Raw genomic sequence first — 12,456 nt, forward strand, 5'->3', positions numbered from 1 at the left:
GTGCGAAGGACACCGAATACCGACAAATTCAGATGAACGCCGGGAACGGGATGAATGGCGATATTACCCTGAAGGGCTGGTGGTCCGCTCTGCCGGGCATGTCGGGCTAATGGACTTTATGCGCATAGATTTTTATGACGATATCGTGGTGCGGCCACCGAATGGCGCATGCGATCAGATCTCCCCCAAACGTCGAAGGACGAGGACATCAATTCAGGCACATTCTCCGGAAACGGCATTTTCGGCGATCATCGGTCAACATCGCTCATTGCCCACCATCACATCGCCATTACTGGACTCGCTGACATGGCCAGCGTTAAGTGAGGGTAGATTGGTCGGATCTAGATAAGAGGGTGCCGAGAGATGGGGAGGCGGGGAGATCTCGGTAGTGTGAGTGGAGGATTGCTCCAGAACCGTGGATACCTCAAGCGATACCTTCGGCGCGCCAGTTCCAGGCATCTTGCACTCGCCATTTCGCTCGCGCTTTCCGTCGCACCAATGCAAAAACCCCCGCCTGTTTGGGCGGGGGTTTCTGGCTTGAGGGAGCCTGACGATTACCTACTTTCACACGGGAATCCGCACTATCATCGGCGTAGAGTCGTTTCACGGTCCTGTTCGGGATGGGAAGGGGTGGGACCGACTCGCTATGGTCATCAGGCAAAGAGGGTTGTCCTGCTGGCGTGGCCAACAGAACCAATCTTGGAAGAAGCAGTAATTTTGAGTTGTGTGTATCACACACGAGAATCCAACTTGTCGCTCTGGATCTGGCGGCCGGTGCTGTCGCACGGCGCCGATCTACAAGGCAGACTTGTTATAGGATCAAGCCTTACGGGCAATTAGTATCGGTTAGCTGAACGCATTACTGCGCTTACACACCCGACCTATCAACGTCCTGGTCTCGAACGACCCTTCAAGGGGATCTAGTCCCCAGGGATATCTCATCTTAAGGCGAGTTTCCCGCTTAGATGCTTTCAGCGGTTATCTCTTCCGAACATAGCTACCCGGCGATGCCACTGGCGTGACAACCGGTACACCAGAGGTTCGTCCACTCCGGTCCTCTCGTACTAGGAGCAGCCCCCTTCAAATATCCAACGCCCACGGCAGATAGGGACCAAACTGTCTCACGACGTTTTAAACCCAGCTCACGTACCTCTTTAAATGGCGAACAGCCATACCCTTGGGACCGGCTACAGCCCCAGGATGAGATGAGCCGACATCGAGGTGCCAAACACCGCCGTCGATATGAACTCTTGGGCGGTATCAGCCTGTTATCCCCAGAGTACCTTTTATCCGTTGAGCGATGGCCCTTCCATACAGAACCACCGGATCACTATGACCTGCTTTCGCACCTGCTCGACTTGTCGGTCTCGCAGTTAAGCACGCTTATGCCATTGCACTATCAGCACGATTTCCGACCGTACCTAGCGTACCTTCGTACTCCTCCGTTACGCTTTGGGAGGAGACCGCCCCAGTCAAACTGCCTACCATGCACTGTCCCCGACCCGGATCACGGGCCAAGGTTAGAACCTCAAACAAACCAGGGTGGTATTTCAAGGACGGCTCCACCGAAACTAGCGTTCCGGTTTCATAGCCTCCCACCTATCCTACACAGATCGGTTCAAAGTCCAATGCAAAGCTACAGTAAAGGTTCATGGGGTCTTTCCGTCTAGCCGCGGGTAGATTGCATCATCACAAACACTTCAACTTCGCTGAGTCTCGGGAGGAGACAGTGTGGCCATCGTTACGCCATTCGTGCAGGTCGGAACTTACCCGACAAGGAATTTCGCTACCTTAGGACCGTTATAGTTACGGCCGCCGTTTACCGGGACTTCAATCAAGAGCTTGCACCCCATCATTTAATCTTCCGGCACCGGGCAGGCGTCACACCCTATACGTCCACTTTCGTGTTTGCAGAGTGCTGTGTTTTTATTAAACAGTCGCAGCCACCAGTTTATTGCAACCCCTTCACCCTCCTGGCGCAGGCCAGTCAAGCTACAAGGGCGTACCTTATCCCGAAGTTACGGTACCAATTTGCCGAGTTCCTTCTCCCGAGTTCTCTCAAGCGCCTTAGAATACTCATCTCGCCCACCTGTGTCGGTTTGCGGTACGGTCATCGTTAGACTGAAGCTTAGAGGCTTTTCTTGGAACCACTTCCAATTGCTTCGCTCCCGAGGGAGCTCGCGCCACACCCTTGAATTACGCGCCCGGATTTGCCTAAGCGCCTTCTCCAATGCAGCGACCGGGACTTCCAACACCCGGACAACCTTCCGCGATCCGTCCCCCCATCGCATCTAACAATGGTGCAGGAATATTGACCTGCTTCCCATCAGCTACGCATTTCTGCCTCGCCTTAGGGGCCGACTCACCCTACGCCGATGAACGTTGCGTAGGAAACCTTGGGCTTACGGCGAGGGGGCCTTTCACCCCCTTTATCGCTACTCATGTCAGCATTCGCACTTCCGATACCTCCAGCACCCTTTACAAGGCACCTTCGCAGGCTTACGGAACGCTCTCCTACCATGCGTGCTAAGCACGCATCCGCAGCTTCGGTATATAGCTTAGCCCCGTTACATCTTCCGCGCAGGACGACTCGATCAGTGAGCTATTACGCTTTCTTTAAAGGGTGGCTGCTTCTAAGCCAACCTCCTGACTGTTTTAGCCTTCCCACTTCGTTTCCCACTTAGCTATATTTGGGGACCTTAGCTGGCGGTCTGGGTTGTTTCCCTCTTGACACCGGACGTTAGCACCCGATGTCTGTCTCCCGTGATTGCACTCTTCGGTATTCGGAGTTTGCTATGGCGGGGTAATCTGCAATAGACCCCCCAACCATGACAGTGCTCTACCCCCGAAGGTGAGACACGAGGCACTACCTAAATAGTTTTCGGAGAGAACCAGCTATTTCCAGGTTTGTTTAGCCTTTCACCCCTATCCACAGCTCATCCCCTAACTTTTCAACGTTAGTGGGTTCGGACCTCCAGTACGTGTTACCGCACCTTCATCCTGGCCATGGATAGATCACCTGGTTTCGGGTCTACGCCCAGCAACTGAACGCCCTATTCGGACTCGCTTTCGCTACGCCTGCCCTATACGGTTAAGCTTGCTACTGAACGTAAGTCGCTGACCCATTATACAAAAGGTACGCCGTCACCCCTTACGAGGCTCCGACTGTTTGTATGCATGCGGTTTCAGGATCTATTTCACTCCCCTCCCGGGGTTCTTTTCGCCTTTCCCTCACGGTACTGGTTCACTATCGGTCGATCACGAGTATTTAGCCTTGGAGGATGGTCCCCCCATCTTCAGACAGGATTTCACGTGTCCCGCCCTACTTGTCGCACACCTAGTTCTTTCATACTGTTTTCGCCTACAGGGCTATCACCTGCTATGGCCGCACTTTCCAGAGCGTTCGGCTAACAATACAAATAAAGAGTGCAAGGCTCATCCCATTTCGCTCGCCACTACTTTGGGAATCTCGGTTGATTTCTTTTCCTGCGGTTACTTAGATGTTTCAGTTCACCGCGTTCGCTTCACATGGCCTATGTATTCAGCCATGGATACTCCAAAAGGAGTGGGTTTCCCCATTCGGACATCTACGGATCAAAGCTTGTTTGCCAGCTCCCCGTAGCTTTTCGCAGGCTACCGCGTCCTTCATCGCCTGTGATCGCCAAGGCATCCACCACATGCACTTGTTCGCTTGACCCTATAACGAGTCTGTCTCATCGACAGTCGTTACAGGTTGAGTTCTCGCGTTGTGCCGTATTCCAATTGAGCCGAACATGAAGTTCGAATCATCTTGAGATACATCGATACAATCACAACCCGGATAGTTTCCACGTCCATCTCAAAGACGCTTCCGCTATCCAAATTACTTACTTCTTCCAGATTGTTAAAGAACGACAGCCGATATGGTGTTACTCATATCACTCTGACTGGCTCAATCGCCAATGCAAAATTCTCGGTTCAGTGTCTGAACCAAGCCCTTAGCGTTGGTGATTGGTGGAGGCAGACGGGATCGAACCGACGACCCCCTGCTTGCAAAGCAGGTGCTCTCCCAGCTGAGCTATGCCCCCATGAGTACAGATGCCTCAGGTGTTCTACCGCCAGACAATGGTGGGTCTGGTTGGATTCGAACCAACGACCCCCGCCTTATCAAGACGGTGCTCTAACCGACTGAGCTACAGACCCCTGAGTCTGTCTTTAAATTACAGCCGATAAGCGTGAGCGCTCAATTTTGCGAGAAGCTCTGGAAAGGAGGTGATCCAGCCGCACCTTCCGATACGGCTACCTTGTTACGACTTCACCCCAGTCATGAATCCTACCGTGGTGACCGTCCTCCTTGCGGTTAGACTAGCCACTTCTGGTAAAACCCACTCCCATGGTGTGACGGGCGGTGTGTACAAGACCCGGGAACGTATTCACCGCGGCATGCTGATCCGCGATTACTAGCGATTCCAGCTTCATGCACTCGAGTTGCAGAGTGCAATCCGGACTACGATCGGTTTTCTGGGATTAGCTCCCCCTCGCGGGTTGGCAACCCTCTGTTCCGACCATTGTATGACGTGTGAAGCCCTACCCATAAGGGCCATGAGGACTTGACGTCATCCCCACCTTCCTCCGGTTTGTCACCGGCAGTCTCCTTAGAGTGCTCTTGCGTAGCAACTAAGGACAAGGGTTGCGCTCGTTGCGGGACTTAACCCAACATCTCACGACACGAGCTGACGACAGCCATGCAGCACCTGTGCGCCGGTTCTCTTTCGAGCACTCCCGCCTCTCAGCAGGATTCCGACCATGTCAAGGGTAGGTAAGGTTTTTCGCGTTGCATCGAATTAATCCACATCATCCACCGCTTGTGCGGGTCCCCGTCAATTCCTTTGAGTTTTAATCTTGCGACCGTACTCCCCAGGCGGTCAACTTCACGCGTTAGCTACGTTACTAAGGAAATGAATCCCCAACAACTAGTTGACATCGTTTAGGGCGTGGACTACCAGGGTATCTAATCCTGTTTGCTCCCCACGCTTTCGTGCATGAGCGTCAGTATTGGCCCAGGGGGCTGCCTTCGCCATCGGTATTCCTCCACATCTCTACGCATTTCACTGCTACACGTGGAATTCTACCCCCCTCTGCCATACTCTAGCCTGCCAGTCACCAATGCAGTTCCCAGGTTGAGCCCGGGGATTTCACATCGGTCTTAGCAAACCGCCTGCGCACGCTTTACGCCCAGTAATTCCGATTAACGCTTGCACCCTACGTATTACCGCGGCTGCTGGCACGTAGTTAGCCGGTGCTTATTCTTCCGGTACCGTCATCCCCCGGCCATATTAGGACCAAGGATTTCTTTCCGGACAAAAGTGCTTTACAACCCGAAGGCCTTCTTCACACACGCGGCATTGCTGGATCAGGCTTTCGCCCATTGTCCAAAATTCCCCACTGCTGCCTCCCGTAGGAGTCTGGGCCGTGTCTCAGTCCCAGTGTGGCTGGTCGTCCTCTCAGACCAGCTACTGATCGTCGCCTTGGTAGGCCTTTACCCCACCAACTAGCTAATCAGCCATCGGCCAACCCTATAGCGCGAGGCCCGAAGGTCCCCCGCTTTCATCCGTAGATCGTATGCGGTATTAATCCGGCTTTCGCCGGGCTATCCCCCACTACAGGACATGTTCCGATGTATTACTCACCCGTTCGCCACTCGCCACCAGGTGCAAGCACCCGTGCTGCCGTTCGACTTGCATGTGTAAGGCATGCCGCCAGCGTTCAATCTGAGCCAGGATCAAACTCTTCAGTTTAAACCTGTTACTGTTTTCGGTTCGGTTAAGAACCGGTCGCTCACTCAAAGCTGACAGGTATATGAATCACTTCATAAACCTGACTTACTTTAGTGTGAGACTCTTGATACTTTCGCTATCTGATCCGAAGATCAGCTCGCGGCCATCAAGCGCCCACACTTATCGGCTGTTAATTTTTAAAGAGCATTTCTGCGAGAAACCTGAAGTTTCTCAGCAGCGCTGCGTTTTCAGCAGCAGAGAAGCGAGATTATGAACCGTCTTTTTCGGTTCGTCAACAACTTTTTAACTGCTTCGTTGCGACAACCGGGGTTCAACTTCGTGTGCGCCGGGGCTCTCTACAGCCAACCCAACCGCACCGCTTCCCTTCTTCCCTCGCGCCGCGTTGCCGTTAGCGCGAAAGAGGCGTGATTCTATGCATCGCCCGGCAATCGCGCAAGGGGTTTCGTAAAAAATATAAGGCCTCGCACGCTGCCGCGTGCAAGGCCTTATATATATTCAAGCAGCCCAATCGTCAGGCCATACGCGCCTGACGCGCCACTATCTCCATGTAGTGATCTAGATCAGGCGTCACCTTGCCCTCTTCCTTCGCGGTATCGTCCCAGCGGCGCAGACGGAGTGCGTCCTCCGCAAACGGGCGCTGCAGGAACGCCACCGTTTCCGCTTCACTAAAGATGCCGCCCTGCGGCGCGAGGCTGCGAACCGAATCCGGCGACAGGCTCTCGAAATAGCCGGCGTCCGTGCGGCACAGGCAACGCTTTGCGTCGACATGCAGGCGGATCGGCTCCAGCACCGCGTCCGAAAACAGCGGTCGCAGGAACGGCAGCACGTAATACTGATGCAGATCGTCGATCCCCCGCGCGCTCGGCGTCTCGCCCTGCCGATTCAGCAGATGCCCCAGGTCGTGCAGAAACGCGGCCGCAACCAATGCTTCGTCGGCGCCCGCCTCCTCCGCCAGCAAGCCGCTCTGCAATGCGTGCTCCAGCTGCGTAACCGGTTCGCCGCTATATGCGACATGGCCGTGCTCGCGATACAGTCCGTGAATCTCTTCCACCGTCAGTGCCATCCGCTCACTCCCAAGGCAGCGAAAACGTCTTCAGGTTCGTGAAGCTCTTCATCGCTTCCTGAACGCCTTCCTTATAGCCCAGCCCCGAATCCTTGATCCCGCCGAACGGCGACAGTTCGATCCGGTATCCGGGCACTTCCCAGACGTTCACCGTCCCGACGTTCAGCTCGTTCACGAATCGCACGACCGCAGCCGTACTGTCCGTACAGATACCCGACGACAACCCGAATGCCGTGCCGTTGCTGATCCGGATCGCATCGTCGATCGTGTCGAACGCGATGACGGGCGATACGGGGCCGAAGGTCTCCTCGCGCACGATCGTCATCGAAGGATCGACGTTGTCGAGCACGGTCGGCGAATAGAGCGCCCCGCGACGCACGTTGCCGATCAGCAGGCGCGCGCCCTGCGCGACCGCCTCCCCGACCCGCGCCTCGAACAGTCGCGCCGCCGCGTCGTCGATGACCGTGCCCATTTCATTCGCGGAATCGAAAGGATCGCCATATTTCCATGCACGTGTCTTCTCGACGAGCAACTCGGTGAACGCCGGCGCGATCGAGCGCTGTACCAGGATCCGCTTGACGGCCGTGCAGCGCTGCCCCGAATTCCGGTACGAACCGAGCACGGCGAGCGAGGCCGCACGTTCCAGATCGGCGTCGTCGAGCACGATCAGCGGATCGTTGCCGCCCAGCTCCAGCACGATGCGCCGGTAGCCGACCCGCGCAGCGATCGCCTTGCCGATCGACACACCGCCCGTAAAAGTAATCAGCGATGCATGCGGATGCGTAACGAGTTCGTCAGCGATTTCGCGCGGGTCGCCGGTCAGCACCTGCAGCATCGGCTCGGGCAAGCCAGCCTCGTAGAGCAGGTCCGCCAGATAGAACGCCGACAGCGGCACTTTCTCCGACGGCTTCACGATCACGCGGTTGTTGGTCGCAATTGCCGGCGCAATCTTGTGCGCGACCTGGTTCATCGGATGATTGAACGGCGTGATCGCGACGATCACACCGTCGAGCGGCTGGCGCTGCGAGAACACGCGGCGCGCCTTGCCGTGGGGCGTCAGGTCGCACGAGAAGCTCTGCGCGTCGTCGCGCAGCGCCTCGACCGACGCGAACTTCAGCACGTCGGCAACGCGGCCGATCTCGTAGCGCGAATCCCGTTTCGACAATCCCGATTCGAGCGTGATCAGGTCGGATGCCTCCTCGGTACGCTCGCGCAGCAGCGCCGCCGCACGTTCGAGGATCTGCGAACGCTCGTAGCGCGTGAGCGCCGGCCGGTACGCCATCGCGTAGTCGAACGCGGCGCGCACGTCGTCGACGCTCGCCAGCGGCACCGTGCCGACACGCGTGCCGGTGTATGGATCGCTGACGTCGAGAACACGGTCGCGCGTCGCACGCGTGCCGCACCAGCGCAGCGCCTCGGCGCGAAACGCGGGGTGATCCTGTCGGGGATGAGCCATCATGACGCGATCCGGTTCAGCACGAAATCGAAGACGTCGAAGTTGCGCGGACGACGTGCAGGATCGTCTCGCTCGATCCGACGGTTGAACAGCAACGGCACCTCCTGCTCGGTCACGCCGCCGTGCGAACGCAGCGGCACGGTGAGGCCAGACAAGTCGTGTTCGCGCTCGCGCGTGCCGAGCGTCATGTCGCGCCGCGCAATCACGATGAGGTCGCCGATCCGGTCGGCCGGCAGTTCGAAGCGCGCGGCGGCTTCCGCGTTGTCGAGCACGAGCTCGACGCCATCGATCCCGCCGACGCGCCACATCGCTTCGGTCCGGTCGACGCCGGGCGCCAGGTAGACGGTCGCGAACGAGCCAAGCGCGCCGTGGTGCACGACGTACGGATCGGTGATCGGCAGGATCACGCGCGCAGCCCGCGCACCGAACCAATCGTCGAACGCGTCCTGCAGATAGATCACATTCGGGCGGCCCGTTGCAGGATCGTGCTTCGCGTTCATCCCGTGATCGGCCGTGAGCCCGATGGCCCAGCCGAGCGCGTCGAGCTGCGCCAGATAGCCGTCCATCATTGCGTAGAACGCGTTCGCGCCGGCACTGCCCGGCTCGCACTTGTGCTGCACGTAATCGGTGGTCGACAAGTACATCAGGTCGACCTGGCGCGTCTGCGCGAGCCGCACGCCGGCCGCGAACACGAATTCGGAAAGCGCCGCGCTGTACACGTCGGGCGACGGCAGGCCGACCCAGTCCAGCACGTCTACGATCCCGTTTTCCGCGAGATTCGCCTGTGCGGCCTTCTCGGCGGAAAAGCATATGCCGTTCATCCGCCAGCCGAGCAGCCGGCGCAGCTTGTCCTTCGCCGTGACGACGGCCACCCGCGCGCCCGCGTCGGACGCCGCCGCGAGCAGCGTGCCGGCGCGCAGGTAAGCCGGGTCGTTCATCATCACTTCGGCACCGTGACCGCCGTCGGCGGCCGGATCCCAGAAGTAGTTGCCGCAAATCCCGTGGACCGCCGGCGGCACGCCGCAGACGATCGACAGGTTGTTCGGGTTGGTGAAGGTCGGCACGACACAGTCGGCACGCCAGGCCGTGCCTTCCGCGATCATCCGGCCGATGAACGGCGCGACGCCCGCCTCCACCGCGCGCTCGAGATAGTCGTACTCGCAGCCGTCGACGCAGACGACGACGGTCGGTTCGACCGGCAGCCGGTAGCGCCGGCCGTTGACGTCGACGGATCGCCCCGCGAGATTCGCCGATACCTTGCCGGCGGCCGGTTGCTCGCCGGGCTGCCGCAATGCGAACGCGGCGTTCATGATGCCACCCGCTTGCCGCGCGGCACCCGCGCGGCGATCAGCAGCAGCGCCGCGAGCGACGCGCCGAGCATCAGCAGCGACAGCGCCGATGCCGGAAGGTAGTAGCCGCGCTCGACCTGACCGATCACGACGATCGGCACGGTCGCGAAACCCGGCGGGTAGACGGTCAGCGTCGCGCCAAGTTCGCCAAGCGACAGCGCGAAGCCGAGCGCGAGACTCGCGCGCAGCGCCGGCACGAGTTGCGGGAGCAGCACGCGGCGCAGCACCATCGCGGGCGGCGCACCGAGGCTCGCCGCGGCTTCGCGCAGCACGGTCAGCTCCGGGCGCAGCGCCGCGGCCGCGCAGCGATAGCAGAACGGCAGAATCAGCGCGAGTTGCACGAGCACGACGATCGCGGCAGAACTCGACAGGTCGAGCGGTTTCTGGTGATACGCGATCAGCACCGCGAGCCCGAGCACGACACTCGGCACGCCGTTCGGCACCATCGCGAGCGCATCGACCACCGCGCCGAGGCCACGCCGGTCGCGTCCTTCGAGTGCGAGCGCGAGCCACAGCCCGAGAATCGTGCCGATCGCCGACACGCCGAAGCCGATCTCCAGGCTCGTCAGCAGTGCGTCGTATTCCGGCGAACCGAGCCGCTCGAACCAGCGCAGGCTGTAGCCGGCCGGCAGGATCGTACCTGACCACTGCGTCGACACGCTCGACAACGCGACGACGATGACGGGCAGCACGAACAGCCAGAAGCACGCGAACGCGGCCAGCGCGAGCGCCGCGCGCGACGCATGCTTGAGGACCGTGTCGCCCCAGCCGACCTGGTGGCGCGGCACGGCTTGCCCGATACGGAATTCAGCGGACATCGTTTCCTCCCGTCGCACGCCGGTTCACCCGGCGATAAACCGCATAGAGAGCCAGCGACAGCGTGAGCATCACGACCGCGCCGGCCGACGCGGTCGGCAGGTCTAGGTCGACGGTCGCGCTGCTGTAGATCGCGACCGGCAGCGTCACGAGCCGCGCGCTGCCGAGCACGAGCAGGATGCCGAACTCGTTCAGCGTCAGCAGGAAGCACAGCACCGTGCCGGCGGCGATGCCCGGCCACGCGATCGGCAGCACGACGCGACGCGCGAGCATCCAGCCGGACGCGCCGAGACTGCGCGCCGCTTCGATCAGGCGCAGGTCGAGCGTCGCGAACGACGCGAGCGTAGGCCGCACGACGAACGGCGTATAGAACACGGTCTGCGCGAGAATCACACCGCCGATGCCGAACAGGAAATCGAGCGGCGGGGCCTCGAGATGGAACAGGTGTTGCAGCCCGATACTGATCGAGCCTTGCGAGCCGTACAGGAAGATCAGCGTGAACGCGACGAGGAACGACGGGAACGCGACGTACAGCTCCAGGAAGCGCGTGACGAGCGATGCGCCCGGAAACGGCTTGAAGAACAGCAGCGCGGCCAGCAGCACGCCGAGCACCGACGCTGTGCCGGCGCTCGCGAACAGCACGCCGACGGTCGTCAGCAGCACGTTGCGCGTATCGGGGTTGCCGAAGAACGTCCGGTACGCGGCAAAGCTCAGCCCGTGATCGCCGGACACGCTCAGCAGCACGAGCCGCACCAGCGGATAGACGACGAGCGGGCCCAGCACGACGATCGCAAGCACGGCGAGATGCAGGTCGCCCATGCGCTTGCGGCGCCGCGCAACGGCGGCATGCGCGGCGGCCGACGCCAGCACGTGCGGCGGCAGGCCGGCTTCAGGGCTCGATAAGGACGACATCGTCTGCCTCGCAATGCAGGGAAACGCGCGCCCCCCGCTCGGGAGCCGCACCGCGGCCGCGTTGCATCGTGACGCGCACGGGCTCGTCGGGCGCCGCGTCGATCACGACCGCGATCGACAGGTCCGCGCCCTGCCATTCGACCGATGACACCGTGCCGTGCAGGCCGCCCGCCGCGAGCGGCATCACGGTCAGGCGCTCGGGACGCACGCATGCGACCTTGCCGCGCATACCGTGACGCGGATCGCCAAGCGGGAAAATCACGTGCGGCGGCAGCAGGTTGGCCGGGCCGAGATAGCGCGCGACGTAGCCGTCCTGCGGCGCGTCGTACAGTTGCTGCGGCGTGCCGAGTTGCGCGATGCGGCCGTCGCGCATCAGCAGCGCGCGGTCGGACAGCACGAGCGCGTCGTCGCGGTCGTGCGTCACGCAGACGACGGTCAGGTTGGGCAGGCGCTCGTGCAGCGCCTTCAGCTCGCTGCGCACCGACGCGCGCAGGTTGGCGTCGAGCGCCGACAGCGGCTCGTCGAGCAGCAGCACGTCCGGCTCGATCACGAGCGCGCGGGCCAGCGCGACGCGCTGCTGCATCCCGCCGGACAACTGCGCGGGCAGATGGTGGCCGGCTTCGCCGAGCTGCACGAGCTTCAGCGCGTCGGCAACGCGACGCGTCACTTCCGACGAGGCCATCCCGCGAGCGCGCAGCCCGAATGCGACGTTCTCGAACACCGACAGGTGCGGGAACAGCGCGTAATTCTGGAACAACAGACCGAGATTGCGCTTGTGCGGCGGCGCATGCGTCAGGTCGCGTCCGGCCACGGTCAGTGTGCCGGTCAGGCCGTCGGCCTTCACGAACCCGGCGATGAAGCGCAGCAGCGTGGTCTTGCCGCAGCCGCTCTTGCCGAGCACGGTCAGAAATTCACCGGCGCCAATCGACAGCGACAGATCTTCCAGCACCGTGCGTGCGCCGTAGCGCACGCTCAGGTGTTCGATCTGCACGCCGCCCGGCGCGCCGGACCGCAGCGTGGCGCGCGGTTCGGCGGCGCCGAATGCGCCGGGATGGGTCAAGGTGGTTTCCACCGGGTTCATCC

General features: G+C 60.5%; 6 protein-coding genes, 2 tRNA genes and 3 rRNA genes. All 11 read right to left on the reverse strand.

The features are described 5' to 3' along the window. Positions 1-545: 545 nt before the first annotated feature. The 11 genes from rrf to phnT all read right to left on the reverse strand — a co-directional run bounded on the left by rrf (position 546) and on the right by phnT (position 12,454). Positions 546-658: ribosomal RNA gene (gene rrf, locus WI26_RS25265) — 5S ribosomal RNA — on the reverse strand. A gap of 157 nt (positions 659-815) precedes the next feature. Beyond that, positions 816-3,697, reverse strand: a 23S ribosomal RNA gene (locus WI26_RS25270). Between the two features lie 294 nt (positions 3,698-3,991). Further along, positions 3,992-4,067 (reverse strand) — tRNA-Ala (locus WI26_RS25275). 38 nt (positions 4,068-4,105) lie between these two features. After that, positions 4,106-4,182 (reverse strand) — tRNA-Ile (locus tag WI26_RS25280). A gap of 62 nt (positions 4,183-4,244) precedes the next feature. After that, positions 4,245-5,777 (reverse strand): 16S ribosomal RNA (locus WI26_RS25285). Together the 16S, 23S and 5S rRNA genes with 2 tRNA genes alongside form the textbook arrangement of a ribosomal RNA operon. A 511-nt stretch (positions 5,778-6,288) precedes the next feature. Further along, the gene (locus WI26_RS25290; protein WP_069227564.1) at positions 6,289-6,840 is read right to left on the reverse strand and encodes a phosphonate degradation HD-domain oxygenase; all 552 of its coding nucleotides are present in this window, start codon (positions 6,838-6,840) and stop codon (positions 6,289-6,291) included. Positions 6,841-6,844: 4 nt separating this feature from the next. Further along, positions 6,845-8,299: a phosphonoacetaldehyde dehydrogenase gene (phnY, locus tag WI26_RS25295; protein WP_069227565.1), complete on the reverse strand. Its 1,455-nt coding sequence runs from the start codon at positions 8,297-8,299 to the stop codon at positions 6,845-6,847. Further along, on the reverse strand, positions 8,296-9,606 hold the full coding sequence (gene phnA / locus WI26_RS25300) for a phosphonoacetate hydrolase (protein WP_069227566.1): 1,311 nt from the start codon (positions 9,604-9,606) through the stop codon (positions 8,296-8,298). The genes phnY and phnA overlap by 4 nt, the downstream gene beginning before the upstream one ends. Further along, on the reverse strand, positions 9,603-10,463 hold the full coding sequence (phnV, locus tag WI26_RS25305; RefSeq protein WP_069227567.1) for a 2-aminoethylphosphonate ABC transport system, membrane component PhnV: 861 nt from the start codon (positions 10,461-10,463) through the stop codon (positions 9,603-9,605). The genes phnA and phnV overlap by 4 nt, the downstream gene beginning before the upstream one ends. After that, on the reverse strand, positions 10,453-11,373 hold the full coding sequence (locus WI26_RS25310) for a 2-aminoethylphosphonate ABC transporter permease subunit (RefSeq protein ID WP_069227568.1): 921 nt from the start codon (positions 11,371-11,373) through the stop codon (positions 10,453-10,455). Before WI26_RS25310 ends, phnV begins: the two co-directional genes overlap by 11 nt. Then, positions 11,351-12,454 carry a 2-aminoethylphosphonate ABC transport system ATP-binding subunit PhnT gene (gene phnT / locus WI26_RS25315; RefSeq protein ID WP_059467152.1) on the reverse strand — a complete coding sequence of 368 codons (1,104 nt, stop codon included), beginning with the start codon at positions 12,452-12,454 and terminating at the stop codon, positions 11,351-11,353. The genes WI26_RS25310 and phnT overlap by 23 nt, the downstream gene beginning before the upstream one ends. Positions 12,455-12,456: the final 2 nt, after the last annotated feature.

The sequence above is a fragment of the Burkholderia diffusa genome, from assembly GCF_001718315.1.
In the GTDB taxonomy this organism is placed as follows: Bacteria; Pseudomonadota; Gammaproteobacteria; order Burkholderiales; family Burkholderiaceae; genus Burkholderia; species Burkholderia diffusa_B.